The sequence below is a fragment of the Stutzerimonas sp. genome, assembly GCF_982611455.1.
The window spans coordinates 30,336-45,740 of the sequence record NZ_CEXBBO010000015.1; the positions used below are offsets into that span (position 1 = coordinate 30,336).

The following is a 15,405-nucleotide window of genomic DNA, read 5'->3' on the forward strand; positions in this document are numbered from 1 at the left end:
GCGGTCCGAGCCGCCCGAAAGCTTTGAAGGCTCTGCTGGAAATCATGAAGGAACAGCAAAACCCACCGCAAGAATCCGCAAGCGTGAACGCGTGGTGACGGTTTTCTGCATGGGCGCGCGCGGGGGCGGCAACGGCCGTCAAATCACGAGTAACGGCAAGGCCAAGCCCCTCGCTACATCGGATCGACCGCCGGTTCCGTGTTGAGCGGAGGATTTTTTATCCTAGTTCTGGCATCCAGAGCCGCAGTGCAATGTTATGCACCGCAGCTCGTTCTTTGCCTTACGGCTGGTTAGACGCTTGTGCCGCCTCGATCAAATCGGCACCGATGTCGCCTTCGAACTTCTTCCACACCGGCTGCATCGCCTCACGCCACTTGGCGCGCTGTTCGGGGGTCAGTTCGATGATTTCGCTGGTGCCTGCCTTGGCGATCGCATCACGCGCTTCGCGGTTCAGGTCGTCAGCCTGGCGGTTAACCTCGACGGTGACCTCATCCATGATCGCTTTCAGCTCGCTACGAACATCATCCGGCAGCCCTTTCCAGAACTTGGTATTGGTGATCACCATGTAGTCGATCACGCCGTGCTCCGTGTGGGTGAAGTACGGCTGCACTTCATGCACCTTCTGGCTGAAGTAATTCGACCAGGTGTTTTCGGTACCATTGACCACACCGGTCTGCAGTCCCTGGTAAACCTCGGCGAAGCTCATCTTGCGCGGATTGGCGCGCAGTGCCTTGAACTGCTCGTCGAGCACGTTGGAGGCCTGCACACGGAATTTCAGGCCGCGCGCATCCTTGGGCTCGTACATCGGCTTATTGGACGACAACTGCTTCATGCCGTTGTGCCAGTAAGCCAGGCCGGTGATGCCCTTGTCCTCCATGCTGCTCAGCAGCCCCTGACCATGCGGGCTTGCCTGAAAGCGGTCGACCGCTGCGATATTGTCGAACAGGAACGGCAGGTCGAAGATCTGGACGGGTTTGGCGTACTGCTCGAACTTGGCCAGAGAAGGCGCCAGCAGCTGCACATCACCGAGCAGCAGTGCCTCCATCTCCTTGCCATCGCCGAACAACGAGGAATTTGGATAGACCTCGACCTTGACCCGATCCCCCAGGCGCTCCTCGGCGAGCTTTTTGAACAGCAGTGCGCCCTGCCCTTTCGGCGTGTTATCCGCCACCACATGAGCGAACTTGATAACAATGGGAGCGGACGCTGTCTCGGCGGCCTGAGCCAGCCCGGTTATGGTTAGGGAAAGCGCGCAGGCAAGCGCCTTGAGATTCATTTTTAACATTTGGTAGCACCCTTTTGTTTTTGTCGGTTGGTACGCTTTTTACGAGCGATGGCAGTGATTCAGGGAACCGCTTGCCCGGCACGTTGCAGCAGGTGACGAGCACGGCCGAGCACTGGGGCATCGACCATCTGTCCGTCCACCACGAAGACCCCATCGCCGGAAGCTCCGGCAGTGAGGACGCGTTCCGCCCAGGCCAGTTCATCGGCGCTGGGCATCAACGTTTCATGCACCACAGCCACCTGGCTGGGGTGAATGCACAGCAGCCCGCCGAAGCCCATGTCGCGGGCATCGGCAACCATCTGGGCCAGGCCATGCAGATTCTTGATATCGGGAAATACGCTGTCGAGCGGCGGCGCCAGATTCGCCAGTCGTGATTGCAGCAACAGTGCATAACGCGCTTGATCGAGGATGCGCTCCGCCGCCGCGCTGCCACTGGCCAGGCCTAAATCGAGGCCCAGATCCAGCGCACCGAAGGACAGCCGCTCGACACCCTTGGCCGCCGCAATTTCGGCCAGCGCAGTCAGGCCTCGCGCGCTCTCGATGATCGGCCACACCGGTTTGCCGCACGCAGCCGCGACCGCCACCTGAGCCGCACTTTCGACCTTGGGCAACAACACACCGATAACGCCAGGATGCGCAGCGCACACTCTGAGATCGTCAGCTTGCTCCGCATGTCCCGGCGCGTTGATGCGTACCAACACGCGAGCGGCCGAATCACCAGCGAGAAAGGCGTCGAGGTTGGCGCGCGCGTCCCGCTTCAGATCTTCGGCGACGGCATCTTCAAGATCGATGATCACCGCGTCGGCCCCGGTTGCCAATGCTTTGGGAATTCGCTCCGGACGGGTAGCCGGAACGAACAATGCGGAGCGGACAATTCCTAGAATCATGAGCTATCTCTTTTTCATGGTGAGCCGGATAACGCTTTGTTTCGGCTTCACAACTGGATCTCATCGGCCTGTTCGAGTGAGCCGCGTCCATCTTGTTATGACTAAAAGTAGCGCAACGGCTTACACCGCGCCCTGCTCGTGCAATCGTTTGATATCGGCCGATGCGTAGCCCAACTCCGCGAGCAGCATATCGGTGTGCTGGCCGAGCGCTGGTATCGGGTCCATGCGCGGCGTGAAGGCTGCGTTGCGGCCCGGCGGCAGCAACGCAGGCAGACGCCCCGATGGGCTGTCCACTTCGCTCCAGCGTTGGCGTGCCTTGAGCTGCGGATGAGCCCAGACGCCAGCCATGTCATTGACGTGGGCGTTGGCGATCGGCGCGGCGTCCAGGCGAGTGATGACTTCTTCGGCACTCAACTGGGCGAAGGTCTCGACGATGATCGCGCGTAACGCGTCGCGGTTCTCCGAGCGCTTGAAATTGGCCGAGAAGCGCTCATCGCTGGCCAGCTCTGGCTGAAGCAACACCTTCTCGCAGAACAGCCGCCATTCACGCTCGTTCTGCAGGCCGAGCATCACGGTGCCACCATCGCCAGTGGGAAACGGACCGTACGGATAGATGGTGGCGTGCGCGGCGCCCGCACGCGGCGGCGGCGGCGCACCTTCGTACGCGTAATACAGCGGGTAGCCCATCCACTCCACCAGACTTTCCAGCATGGAGACGTCGATGCGGCTGCCCTCGCCGGTTTTGTCCCGCAGCATCAGTGCCGAGAGCACGCCGGTGTAGGCGTACATGCCGGCGGCGATGTCGGCAATGGAGCAGCCGGCCTTGGCCATTTCGGTCTCACCCGGCCCGCCGGTAACCGAAAGAAAGCCGCCCTCGCTTTGAATCAGCAAGTCGTAGGCCTTCTTCTGCTCATAAGGCCCGCCTTCGCCATAGCCTGAGATATCGCAGACGATCAGCCGCGGGAAGCGTTCATGCAGCGTTTCGAACGAAAGCCCCATGCGCGCCGCCGCGCCCGGTGCGAGGTTCTGCACCAGCACGTCCGCCTTGGCCAGCAGCTGATCGAGCACCTCGCTGGCGGCATCCTGTTTTACATCCAGGGTCAGGCTTTCCTTGGAGCGGTTGGTCCAGACGAAATGCGAGGCCAGACCATCGACTCGCTCGTCATAGCCGCGGGCGAAATCACCGGAACCAGGCCGTTCGATCTTGATCACTCGTGCGCCAAGATCGGCCAACTGGCGGGTGCAGAAGGGCGCGGCAATGGCGTGTTCGAGGCTGACCACGGTGATGCCATCGAGCGGACGGGGTTTGGATGTTGTGTCGTTCATAGCGGATTTTCCTGCTCGTGTGCCTTTGGTGGGTTGAAGCGGAACGCTGCCCGACCCACCCTACAAATTCGAAATTCATGCGGCCGCGATGGGCTATGGCTCCGTAGGGTGGGCTTCAGCCCACCTGCATGAATATCGGTGGGCTAAAGCGGAGCGCCGCCCGGCCCACCCTACGGGCTTCGTATCGCACCGGTGCGATGCGCCGGTCACGCCAACCCGCTTAGCTCATTGGTGTCCCGCAACCGCCAGACCTTCTCGATCAGCTCGCCCGCTTCGTCACCGCTACGGGCACCCGAGAACTGGACCAGCCGGCGGAACTTGTCCTCCAGCTCATCGCGGCTCAGCGTATTGCCCGGATCGCCCTTGGGCTCGTCGATGGCTGCGCTCAGTTGGCGACTATCGACAGTGCTCACGTCGACCCGGCCGAGCCAGCGCGCTGGATAGGCGCTGTCCACTTCGGGATCGAGTTGCATGCATACCTTGTCGCGGAAAGCCGAGACGTTCGGATCCGTCAGCGCCACACCATGGAATTCAGTCAGCTGCGCCTTGCCATGTACGGCAATCAGCCCAAGTACGGTGCCCATGGAAAATTTCGCCTGGTGCACGGTCTGTGGAATCGTCACGCGGCCGAGCACGTCGATGGCGCCTTGGTGAACACGAGCGGTGACGCTAGCGATGTCGTTGGCCTTGAGCCCCTCACGCTGCATCAGCTCGAGCAGCGCATCGGCCGCCGGATGCGTATGGCGGCAGGAGGCGTGGAACTTGAACGAGGTTTCCGCCAGCGCCCAGCGCGTACCGAGCCGGTCAGAAAGCTTGCTTGGATCGGCATCGCTGGACATCCCAGCGGCCATGCCCTGCTCGCCTTCGAGGATGTTCTTCGCGCCGCTCAGCCCATCCGCCGTCAGGTAGGCGGCAAGCAGACCATCGGCGGCGGCCTTGGCGGTATGCAACTGCTTGGAGTCAGCGGCGTCGCGCAGGAACTCCCACAGCCCGGCAGCCTGGGTCCCGGCGCTGCCCAGCAAGTCGGTGAACTGCGCCTGGTTGAAGTCGAGCAGTTTGCCCACCGCCACCGCGGCGGCCAGGGTGCCGACCGTCGCCGTGGTGTGAAAGATGCGGTAATGCGAACGGCCGAGGAATTCACCGATGCGAATGCCCGCCTCGTAGCCAGCCACCGAAGCCAGCAGCAGCTCGCGACCGGATTTGCCGAGGTCCTGCGCTGCCGCCAGCGCGGCCGGAAAAACCACCGTGGCCGGATGCAGTACGGAGCTGTTGTGCAGGTCATCCTGCTCGACCAGGTGCGAACTCGCCCCGTTCACCAACGCGGCGAAATAAGCCGAGCTACCCGTACGGTTGACGAAGACACGCGCCGGGCCTTCGACCGGCCCCATTTTCTGCGCGTAACGCTCGAACAGCGGGATCGGATGCGAGCCGGCACTGGCCAAAGCCGAGCCCAGCCAGTCGAGAAAAAGGTCTTCGGTGTGGGCAAGCACCGGCTCGGGAATCTGCTCATAGCGCAGTCCGGCTAGAAATTCTGTAAGGGCCTGGGTGTGCTGACTCATAAGGTGGCCTCCAACGGGTTAGACAGTTCGATTAGATTGAGGTCGGGATCACGCACGTATACCGAGCGGATCGCTCCGGTGGCGCCAGTGCGTTGCACCGGCCCCTCGATGATGGCAACGCCCTGCGTTTCGAGGTGAGCAATCACCTCATCCAGAGGCGTGGCGACGATGAAGCAGAGGTCCGCCGAACCCGGCATTGGCCGCTCGGCCTTGGGCTCGAATTCGCGACCAGCCTGGTGCAGGTTGATTTTCTGCTGCCCAAAGACGAGCGCCTTACGCCCTTCGCCAAACGTCACCGCCTGCATGCCAAGCACGCGGCAATAGAAGTCGATCGTGACGTCGATATCGGCGACGGTCAGGACGAGATGATCAAGGTGGCTGATCTGCAAGGCGTCTCTCCTTCGTTGGCGTTTCGGCCGTTTCATCCCACCGCGACGTAAACGCTGGCCTTTTAAAAGGATCGCGGCAGTTCGAGCAGATGCTCGGCCACATACGACAGAATCAGGTTGGTCGAAATCGGCGCCACCTGGTACAGACGCGTCTCACGGAACTTGCGCTCGACGTCGTATTCGTTAGCGAAGCCGAAGCCGCCGTGGGTTTGCAGACAGGCATTGGCTGCTTCCCAGCTGGCCTTGGCCGCGAGGTACTTGGCCATGTTGGCCGCGGCGCCAGCGTTTCGGCCGCTGTCGTATTCTTCGCAGGCGCGCCAGCGCATCAGGTCCGCCGCCTCGATCTCGATATGCGCCTCGGCGATGGGGAACTGCACGCCCTGGTTTTGCCCGATAGGCCGGCCGAACACCACGCGGTCGCGGGCGTACTGGGCGGATTTCTCAATGAACCAGCGGCCGTCACCAATGCACTCGGCGGCGATCAGCGTGCGCTCGGCGTTGAGACCGTCGAGGATGTAGCGGAACCCTTTACCTTCCGCGCCGATCAGGCTGCTGGCGGGAATTTCAAGGTTGTCGAAGAACAGCTCGTTGGTCTCGTGGTTGACCATGTTGGCGATCGGCTGCACGGTCAGACCGTTGCCGATGGCTTCGCGCAGATCGACCAGGAAGATCGACATGCCCTCGGATTTTTTCTTTACCTCGGCCAGCGGTGTGGTGCGGGCCAGGAGAATCATCAGATCGGAATGCTGGATGCGCGAAATCCACACCTTCTGCCCGTTGATGATGTACTTGTCGCCCTGCTTCACTGCGGTGGTCTTGATCTTGGTGGTGTCGGTGCCAGTGGTCGGCTCGGTCACGCCCATGGACTGCAGGCGCAGCTCGCCGCTGGCGAGCTTCGGCAGGTAGAAGCGCTTCTGCTCCTCGCTGCCGTTACGCAGCAGGGTGAACATGTTGTACATCTGCCCGTGCACGGTGCCGGAGTTACCGCCGCAGCGGTTCACTTCTTCAAGAATGACCGAAGCCTCGGCCAGGCCCAGGCCCGAGCCGCCGTATTCTTCCGGAATCATCGCCGACAGCCAGCCGGCTTCGGTCAGCGCCTTGACGAAGGCTTCGGGAAAGCCCTTTTCCTCGTCGATCTTGCGCCAGTATTCGGCGGGAAACTCGGCGCAGAGGCCGCGCACGCCTTCGCGGATGAAATTCAGCTCTTCAATCTTGCTCGGGTTCATTTTTCGGTTCCTCGGATTCAATGCGCTTGTAAGAGCGGCTGGCTCGCGAACCACGTTTGCCTGGGTGGCAAGCAAGTTCGCTCTCGCGACGTAAGGCTTGGTATTACTCGAATTCCACTTCGGCCTTCTGCGCCAGACCGTTTCGATCACCGGCCCAAAGCGCTGCCTTGCCGTGTTCGACGATGCGCCCGCCAACCTCGAACGGCTGCGGCGCGATCAGAGGCCGCAGCCCGCGATAGGCGAAGCGCTTGACCCGCGCCTCGGGATTACCGCGACAGAAGGCGCGCAGGTTCAGCGTGGCGATCAGCGGGCCGTGTACCACTAGCCCGGAATACCCTTCGGTTTCAGTGACGTAGGGCCAGTCGTAGTGAATGCGATGGCCATTGAAGGTGACCGCTGAATAGCGGAACAACAGCGTCGGAGTCGGCGTCACCGCCTCGCGCCAATGGCCGGCGGCCATCGGCTCGCCGCTGCTGGTTTTCGGCGGGCTGGGCTCGCGATAGACGATGTCCTGCTCTTCGCGAATGGCCAGGCGGCCGTCCTGTAAATAATCGTGCTGCACGGTAACGAACAGCAGCGCGCCAGTGCGGCCGTGCTTTTCCTCGATGTGCTTGATGGTCGATACACGCGTCGCGTCGGCACCTGCGGTGAGCGGCTCAAAAAATTCGACGCGTCCACCGGCCCACATGCGATTGCGATTGTCGGCCGGCGGCAGGAAGCCGCCGCGGGCCGGGTGGCCATCTTCACCAAGACCGCTTTCAGCGATCGGCTCCTGGAAGAAGCACCACTGCCACAGCGGCGGCAGTGCCTCGCCATGGGCCGGGGTCGCCTCGCCCAGCGTTGCGGCGATGCGCATCAGCAAATTGCGGCTGAGCTGATCGTGAACTTCTTCGGTGCGGCCTATCCAGGCAGATATGTCGGTCATGGCGGGCTTCCGGCTGTCTTGTTTCGCCACAGCATGCAACGATGTAAGCGTTCTGAGAATTTGTATTTACCTACACCAGTGTTCGGATATTCTGAACGCTAACTTATTGCCGAGTTCCTACCATGCATTTCGATTTGCCCGATCTGCGCTTGTTTATTCATATCGCCGAATCCCCTAGCCTGACCCAGGGCGCACGCCGTGCGCACTTGTCTCCGGCATCCGCGAGCGCACGAATCAAGGCGCTGGAAACGCAGCTGGACAGCCGCCTGCTATACCGCGACAGCCGTGGCGTAGAACTGACGCCAGCTGGGCACAAGCTGCTGCAACACGCGCGGCTGATCATGCGCCAAGTGGACTACCTGAAAAGCGAGTTCACTGAATACGGTACCGATTCGACCGGGCATATCCGCATCTTCGCCAACACCACGGCGGTGACCGAGTTTCTTCCCGAAGTGCTGGCAGGCTTTCTCGCAAAGCGCCCTGGTGTAACGGTCGACCTGCAGGAGCGCCTGAGCCGCGACATCGTTCGCGGCGTGCTGGACGGCAGCACGGACATGGGCATCATCGCCGGGCCGGTGCAGGCCGAAGGACTCCAAGTCCTCCATTTCAGCACTGATCGCCTATTGCTGGCGGTGCCAGTCGGCCATCCGCTGGCCGTGGAAAAACGGGTGACGCTGCGCCAGACGCTGAACTACCAACATATCGGTCTGCACGAAGGCAGCACGCTGTTGACCTTTCTGCGTGATCAGGTGGAGAAACTCGGCGGCAATCTTTCCCTGCGCATCCAGCTATCGAGCTTCGAAGCCGTGTGCCGGATGATCGAGGCCGATGTCGGTATCGGCATCATTCCCGAATCCGCCGCCCGCCGGCATAGCCGCACCATGCGTCTGGCCATGGTCGAGCTGGACGAGCCTTGGGCCGTGCGCGAACGCAGCATTCTGGTCCGCGAGCTGAACGCGCTGCCCGGCAGCGTCAGGGCATTGATCGCAACGCTTATGCCGGGACAAACTTGAAAGCTTGAGCCAAGCTGAACGCATAAGCGGCGACGTCATCGGCCATGCCGGTAGAACATGACTTTTTGGCCCCTCGGAATCGCCAGTCTGAATGCAGCACAGATGGTCCATGCAGCCGTCCGGACGCTTCGCTGGAAATTGTCCGGCGTTTTGAATCCTCGGCGGAAAATGCTGCCCAAGCTGCATGCGCTGAGCGCAACGATCAAAAATAGCTGAAGATAATCAGTTACTTGCATGCTTTAACGGCGAGCCAACCCTGGCAGGGCAGCTCGCCACCCCAGACTTATTTGCTTAGGGTTGTTTGCCATGACGTCCTTACTAGCCCCCATCAGCTCGCTGCTGGGAGGAGTTGCATTACTACTGCTCGGCCACGGCCTGTTGAACACCCTGCTAACGCTCCGCGGCATCGCGGAGGGCTACTCCACCGGACTGATCGGCCTGCTGATGTCGGGCTATTTCGCTGGTTTTCTCGTCGGCACCTGGCTCGCTCCGTCGCTCATCCGGCGCATTGGTCACATCCGTACCTTTGCCTTCTATGCCGCCCTCGCCGCAGTCGCGGTGCTGCTGCATGTGATCATCGTCAACCCTTGGGTCTGGTTGGTATTGCGAGTGCTCTATGGCGTTGCCCTAGTGACGCTGTACATGGTCATCGAGAGCTGGCTCAACGCCCAGGTCAGCGGTGAAAAACGCGGCCAGGTCTTCGCACTGTATATGGCGGTCAACCTCGGCGCGCTGGCCGCGGCGCAGCAATTGTTGAGCCTGGACAGCCCGATGAACTTCACGCTCTTCGCGCTCGCTGCCATCCTCATTTGCGCCGCACTGATGCCCATCACCCTCACCCGCCAGGCACAGCCGGCGCAGCCGGACATGCCGGCCACCGACCTGCTGCAACTGGCTCGAATCGCGCCGCTACCCTTGATGGCGGCTGGCGTCTCGGGCCTGACGCTGGGCGGTTTCTGGGGATTGGCGCCGGTCTACGCGTCGCAGAGTGGCTTCGATGCGTCTGGCGTGGGTCTGCTGATGAGTATCACCATTCTGGGCGGTGCCGTTTTGCAATGGCCGATCGGGCTATTTTCCGACAAACATGACCGTCGCCTGGTAATGCTCTGGGTCGTCGCGATCGCCGCGGTGCTTGGCGGCCTGATTACACCGTTGACGTCCGGCCCATTGCTGTTGGGAATGATGTTTCTATGGGGTGGGCTGGCCTTTTCGATCTACTCGATCGCCGTGGCGCAGATGGTCGATCAGTTGCACCCGGACGAAATCCTTTCCGGCTCCAGCGGATTGCTACTGGCCAACGGCTTCGGCGCCGCCTTCGGCCCGGTGGTCGCTGGCGGCCTGATGAGCTTTTTCGGGCCCAAGGCCCTGCCGGTTTTCTTCGCCGTTACGTTGGCGTTTCTGGCCATTTATTCCTACTTCCGCTCTCGTCGGGTATTCGATCTGGTTACCGAGCCCCACGGCCACTTCACGCCGATGCTGCGCACCAGCCATACCGTGCTGGAGCTAATGCCCGATACGCCGGAAGGCGATACAACCGAATCAGAAATTGTCGACGAAACGCTCGACGAGGACATCGTCGAGCAGCGCACGGGAACGCACTGAGCGAGTGATGTGCAGTCCATCTGCTGAGATCACACTTGCTCCAGCGCGGCCGCTTAAAACGGTCGTACAGATCAACCGCAGGACGGCGAGCGTCCCGCTCCTTATGACCCAAACGTCTAGAAATCCACCTTGCCGCGCCCTGCCTTGATCGCGCCGCGCTTACTTTTGCCTTCCAGGCGACGCTTTTTCGAACCCAACGTTGGCCGGGTCGGGCGCCGCGCCTTTTCGACTTTCGTCACGCTGCGAATCAGTTCGGTCAGACGCTCGAGCGCATCGGCACGGTTCTGCTCCTGGGTGCGGTACTGCTGCGCTTTGATGACGATGACGCCGTCGCTGGTAATGCGACTGTCGCGTAACGCCAGCAAGCGCTCCTTGTAGAAAAGCGGCAAGGAGGAGGCATTGATATCGAAACGCAGATGCAGCGCACTGGACACTTTGTTGACGTTCTGCCCGCCGGCACCCTGGGCGCGGATGGCGCTCAGCTCGATTTCGCCGTCCGGCAGCTGCACGCTGTTGGATATGTCGAGCATCGAAACCTTCTTCAATTTCATGGGTGCGGCATTGTCTATGACCTGGGCGGCCCGGACACGTTTTATATGAATTTCGACGCATCGCTGCCCAACGCTTCGGCTAAGGTAGCCAGCCCGCGGCAACGGACGTACTCATGGACTCGATAACCCAGGCCCTTCTCGGCGCCACTGTTCAAGCCTCCCTGCTCGGCCGTTGGCAGGGCCGCAAGGCGCTGTTGTATGGCGCGGTGCTTGGCACCCTGCCCGACCTCGACGTGGTGATCGACTACGGCGACGCAGTCGCGGACATGACTTATCACCGGGGCTTCAGTCACTCGCTGTTCGTTCTCAGCGTGCTTGCCGTTGCGCTGGCATGGCTGGCGAGGCGAATACGGCCGGATCCGAATTACACCGGTATGCGGCTGTTTCTCACGATCTGGCTGGTGCTGGTGACGCACGTGGTGCTGGACGCCTTCACCAGTTATGGCACTCAGCTGTTCTGGCCGCTGACGACGCCACCCGTGGCCTGGTCCAGCGTCTTCATCATCGATCCGCTATACAGCGTGCCGCTGCTGCTGGCGGTGCTGGCTGGAGCAATCTTCGGCCTGCAGGGGCGCAGCGCCCGCTGGTCCACCGTTGCGTTGGTAGTGTCGTCGCTGTACCTGGGCTTCACCCTGACGGGTAAACAGATGGCCGAGAAACGGGTAGAAGATGCCATGGCCAACAGCGGTATCGAGCGTGCCCGCATGTTCAGCACACCGACGCCCTTCAACAGTCTGCTGTGGCGGGTGATTCTGGTGGACGGCGACGTTTACTACGAAGCGCTGGTGAGCTGGTTCGACGATACGCCACCCCGACTGGTGCGCATCCCGCGTGGCGAGCGACTCGCTGCGATTCTCGCCGACTCACCGCAGCATGCCCGCCTGCGGTGGTTCACCGGCGATGTACTGCGCTACGACGAGATCAATGGTCAGATTCTGGTCACTGACCTGCGGCTTGGCATGACCGGGTTTCACCCCTTTCGTTTTGCCTTGGCCGAGCGCAACGGGGATGGCTGGCGAATGATCCCTTATGTCGAGCGGATGCCCGCCGAACGCGGCGATCTGGGCCGCTTGAAATTGATCTGGCAGCGCATCTGGCAGCAGCAACCCGACTTGCCGCTGGCCGAGTGGGCGGCCGATCTCAATGGACGCTAGGCCCTCGGCGTTTCTGCCAGCGGCCTAGTGCGTACAGAACCGCGCCCAATGCCATCAGCAGGCCGGCACGCAGCCAGGTACCGCCGCTCTGCTGGGAGAGCAGCAGCAGACAGGACCCGATTGCCAGCACTGGCAGAATCGTCGGCGTGCGGAAATGCGGTTCGGCGACCCGATCCTTACGCAGCACCAGCACCGCGACGTTGGTGCTCATGAACACGAAGAGCAGCAACAGCACCACCGTTTCGGCGAGCGCGGTCAAGGTTCCCGTGACAGTGAGAATCATCGCCAGCAGCGTGGTGATCAGGATCGCCAGCCAGGGCGTACGCCGCTCCGGCAAGACCCGCGTCAGGGTCGAGGGCAACAAGCCCTCGTCTGCCATGCCGTAGGCAAGACGGCTGGACATGATCATCGTCAGGAGCGCGCCGTTAGCCACGGCAACCAGCGCCACGGCAGCGAACAACCAGTCGGGAACTGCGTAACCGGTAGCGCGCACGACGTCCAGTAGCGGTGCCGAGGATTGCGTCAACAGGTCCGGTGATAACACCGCGGTAGCGGCGATTCCTACGCCCACGTAGACCAATCCTGCCACCAGCAAAGCGCCGAATAAGGCGCGCGGATAATTGCGCCGGACGTTCTTGACCTCTTCAGCCACATTGGCCGACACCTCGAAGCCAACGAATGAATAGAAGGCGATCAACGCCGCGCCGAGCACCGCAATGGCAGGAGAGACGCCCGGTGTGAATTGCATTACTCGCGACGGCTCACCGTTGCCATCCATGACGAACCGCGCGGCCAGTACCACTACAAGCAACAGACCGGACACTTCGATCACGGTCATCACCGCATTGGCGCCCAGCGACTCCTTGATGCCTCGCGCGTTGAGCAGAGCGATTACTGCCAGAAACACCAATGCTGTCGGCACCGCCGGTGTGTCGAGGAAAGCGCCAAGATAATCGCCGGCGAATGCCAACGACAATCCAGCCGCGCTGGTTACGCCCGCTGCAAGCATGCAAAAACCGACCAGAAACGACACCAGCGGCATGCCGAATGCCCGCTCGGCAAACACTGCCGCACCGCCCGCCTTGGGATATTTGGTGACCAATTCCGCATAGGACGCTGCCGTAAGCATGGCGAAACCCAAGGCGATCAACAGCGGCACCCAAACTGCGCCCCCTGCCTCACCGGCCATCTTGCCCACCAGGGCGTAGACGCCAGCGCCCAGCACATCGCCAAGAATGAAGAGAAATAATGCGGGCCCTGTGATTGCCCGCCGAAGACGGGACTCCCCAGCAACGAACGCCGTGGTTTTCATGGGCAACCCTCCCCTGGGCCAACGACAGGGGCTGCGATCAGCGGATGCAATAGGTGAAACTCCCAAGCGCACGGCGACAGCCGCATTCCTGTTCTAGATTGGCCCAGCCGGAGGGAGTTCAGCCTTTAAAACGCAAAAGCCCCGGCGCTGGCCAGGGCTTTTGATTCACAAGCAACGATCAGGTGCGGAAGCGGGCGACCAGTCCCTGCAGCTCGACACCAAGACGTGCCAGCTCGGCACTCGCACCGGCGGTCTGCTCGCTGCCGCTGGCGCTTTGTTCGCCGATGTCACGCACGCGGGTCACGCTCTCGGAAATGTTTTCCGCCACTGCGCTCTGCTCCTCCGCAGCCGCAGCGATCTGCTGGTTCATCTGCTCGATGGTGGACACTGACTCGGTGATACGGCCAAGCGCGGTACCTGCTTCGCTGGCCAGATCGACAGTGCGCTGAGTCAGATCGCGGCTGGTTTGCATTTGCTCCACTGCCTTCTGCGCCACTCGCTGCAGATTGCTGATCAGACCTTCGATTTCTTCGGTGGAATCGTGAGTACGACGGGCCAGCGCACGGACCTCGTCGGCCACCACGGCAAAGCCGCGGCCCTGTTCGCCGGCACGGGCGGCTTCGATCGCGGCGTTGAGTGCGAGCAGGTTGGTCTGCTCGGCCACCGCACGAATCACTTCGAGGACACTGCCAATGCGGCCGCTCTCGGTGTTCAGCTCTTCGATGGCATGGGCCGAGTGTTCCATTTCACCGGACAAACTGTCGATCTGGCCGATGGCTTCCTTGACGACTTGGTCGCCTTGACGGGCCTGCTGGTCGGCCTGACGAGCGGCGAGCGATGCCTGTTCGGCGTTCTGCGCAACCTCCTGCACCGTTGCGGCCATTTCATGCATCGCAGTGGCGACCTGGTCGGTCTCTTCACGCTGCTTCTGCACACCGGCGCTGGTCTGCGCGGTGATCGCCGACAGCTGCTCGGCCGCCGTGGCGATTTGCCCGACGCCGCCGCCGATGCGACCAATCAAGGTACGCAGGCTCTGGGTCATCTCGCACATGGCTTGTTGCAACTGTCCCAGTTCATCACGCCGGGTGGCCTTTTGCGACTGAGTCAGATCGCCTTCGGCAACCCGCTGCGCCAGTTGCACGGTGTAGCGCAGGGGAATGACGATCATGCGGGAGATCGCAGTGGCCGCCGCCAGACCAATGACGATAGCCAGGGCGGTAATGACAGCGAGCAGCAAGTACGCATTGCTGCGCTGACCTTGCATCGCTTCGTTGGCAGCGGTCAGGGCCTGGTCGGCGGTGTCGAGGATTCGCTGTGCCTGGGCGACCATCGCCTGTTCCAATGCGATCCGTTCAGTGCGGTTGCGACGGAACTCGGCAAACGCCTGCTCATAGTTAGCAAGAGCAGAGAGCGCGCCGTCCATCGTGGCTTTTTGCTCGTCGTTGAGCCAAGTCTTCAGGCTGTTGCCGATGGTGGTTACATCGCCATAGACGTCGTTCCAACTGTCTACGGCTTCTTGAGTGTTGCTACCGAGGAAAATGTTTTCGAACGTGCGCAGATCGAGAATGCGCTTGGTCAGGCCGGACGCGGCTTCTGCGATCGTCAGCGGATCGCTGCCCTTGAGATGGTCGCCTTCCAGCCGCAACACCCGTACCGCGTCGTACATATCCAGTTCGATGTACTCGAATTCTTCGCGACTTGCCTGCGCGGCATCAGCCATGCGCTTGCGCAATTCCACTCCCTTGCCGATCAGCACGCCATAGTCGGCGAACTGTCGGGCGTAATCTGCTGCATCGCTGCGAATCTGCTGCAGCGCCGCCTGTTCTTCGGCGGAAGAGTTTTCAGCGAGCTCGTCCAGCTTCTTATTGAGCTCGTCGAGGGTCCCGCGCAATGCCGATGCAGAAGTCTCGCTGCGGGTCAGGGCGTAATCGCGTTCCTGACCGCGCGCATTGAGAATCGCGGCGTTGATGGCGGATAGCTGATTCGTCTGATACGAGCGGGTCACGATCGAATCCACGGCGTAGAAGCCGGTTCCGGCGACTCCCAGGGTCAGCAACAGCACCATGGCAAAGCCGAGCAGCAGCTTCTTACCCACGGAAAGGTTGGCGAAGATATCGACAGACTGCATCAGGGAATTCCTAAAAAAAGTTAGCACACTATGAAGTCGGCAGATCGC

The 15,405-nt window shown here is 61.5% G+C and carries 13 protein-coding genes; 3 read left to right on the forward strand and 10 right to left on the reverse strand.

Annotated features, from left to right (window positions below; translation table 11 throughout):
* Positions 1-280: 280 nt before the first annotated feature.
* The 7 genes from AC2LD7_RS11080 to AC2LD7_RS11110 form a co-directional block, all read right to left on the reverse strand.
* Complete coding sequence (locus AC2LD7_RS11080; RefSeq protein WP_484597786.1) at positions 281-1,285, reverse strand: TRAP transporter substrate-binding protein; 1,005 nt, start codon at positions 1,283-1,285, stop codon at positions 281-283.
* A gap of 59 nt (positions 1,286-1,344) precedes the next feature.
* Positions 1,345-2,172, reverse strand: a complete 828-nt coding sequence (locus AC2LD7_RS11085) for an HpcH/HpaI aldolase/citrate lyase family protein (protein ID WP_484597787.1) — start codon at positions 2,170-2,172, stop codon at positions 1,345-1,347.
* A 120-nt stretch (positions 2,173-2,292) separates the two neighbouring features.
* Positions 2,293-3,498, reverse strand: a complete 1,206-nt coding sequence (locus AC2LD7_RS11090) for a CaiB/BaiF CoA transferase family protein (protein WP_484597788.1) — start codon at positions 3,496-3,498, stop codon at positions 2,293-2,295.
* Positions 3,499-3,704: 206 nt separating this feature from the next.
* Positions 3,705-5,057, reverse strand: a complete 1,353-nt coding sequence (locus tag AC2LD7_RS11095) for an MmgE/PrpD family protein (RefSeq protein WP_484597789.1) — start codon at positions 5,055-5,057, stop codon at positions 3,705-3,707.
* Positions 5,054-5,446, reverse strand: a complete 393-nt coding sequence (locus AC2LD7_RS11100) for a VOC family protein (RefSeq protein ID WP_484597790.1) — start codon at positions 5,444-5,446, stop codon at positions 5,054-5,056. Before AC2LD7_RS11100 ends, AC2LD7_RS11095 begins: the two co-directional genes overlap by 4 nt.
* Positions 5,447-5,508: 62 nt before the next feature.
* Positions 5,509-6,672, reverse strand: coding sequence for an acyl-CoA dehydrogenase family protein (locus tag AC2LD7_RS11105; RefSeq protein ID WP_484597791.1), 1,164 nt, complete (start codon positions 6,670-6,672; stop codon positions 5,509-5,511).
* Positions 6,673-6,775: 103 nt separating this feature from the next.
* Positions 6,776-7,597 carry an HTD2 family dehydratase gene (locus AC2LD7_RS11110; protein ID WP_484597792.1) on the reverse strand — a complete coding sequence of 274 codons (822 nt, stop codon included), beginning with the start codon at positions 7,595-7,597 and terminating at the stop codon, positions 6,776-6,778.
* A 122-nt stretch (positions 7,598-7,719) separates the two neighbouring features.
* On the opposite strand from AC2LD7_RS11110, the gene AC2LD7_RS11115 reads away from it, so the two are divergent.
* Together AC2LD7_RS11115 and AC2LD7_RS11120 are read left to right on the forward strand one after the other, a co-directional pair.
* Complete coding sequence (locus AC2LD7_RS11115; RefSeq protein WP_484597793.1) at positions 7,720-8,610, forward strand: LysR substrate-binding domain-containing protein; 891 nt, start codon at positions 7,720-7,722, stop codon at positions 8,608-8,610.
* A 306-nt stretch (positions 8,611-8,916) separates the two neighbouring features.
* Entirely contained in the window at positions 8,917-10,212 is a 1,296-nt protein-coding gene (locus AC2LD7_RS11120) for an MFS transporter (protein WP_484597794.1), read from the forward strand.
* 116 nt (positions 10,213-10,328) lie between these two features.
* On the opposite strand, the gene arfB is transcribed toward AC2LD7_RS11120, so the two are convergent.
* Positions 10,329-10,742, reverse strand: a complete 414-nt coding sequence (gene arfB, locus AC2LD7_RS11125) for an alternative ribosome rescue aminoacyl-tRNA hydrolase ArfB (RefSeq protein WP_484597795.1) — start codon at positions 10,740-10,742, stop codon at positions 10,329-10,331.
* 134 nt (positions 10,743-10,876) lie between these two features.
* Here arfB and AC2LD7_RS11130 point away from each other — a divergent pair, with 134 nt between their 5' ends.
* Positions 10,877-11,917 (forward strand): metal-dependent hydrolase, encoded by a 1,041-nt coding sequence (locus tag AC2LD7_RS11130; protein ID WP_484597796.1) that lies wholly within the window; start codon positions 10,877-10,879, stop codon positions 11,915-11,917.
* Here AC2LD7_RS11130 and AC2LD7_RS11135 read toward each other — a convergent pair.
* A complete protein-coding gene (locus AC2LD7_RS11135) occupies positions 11,904-13,229 on the reverse strand; it encodes an APC family permease (RefSeq protein ID WP_484597797.1) in 1,326 nt (441 codons plus the stop codon). The genes AC2LD7_RS11130 and AC2LD7_RS11135 overlap by 14 nt on opposite strands.
* A gap of 178 nt (positions 13,230-13,407) precedes the next feature.
* Entirely contained in the window at positions 13,408-15,357 is a 1,950-nt protein-coding gene (locus AC2LD7_RS11140) for a HAMP domain-containing methyl-accepting chemotaxis protein (RefSeq protein ID WP_484597798.1), read from the reverse strand.
* Between the last annotated feature and the right edge of the window lie 48 nt (positions 15,358-15,405).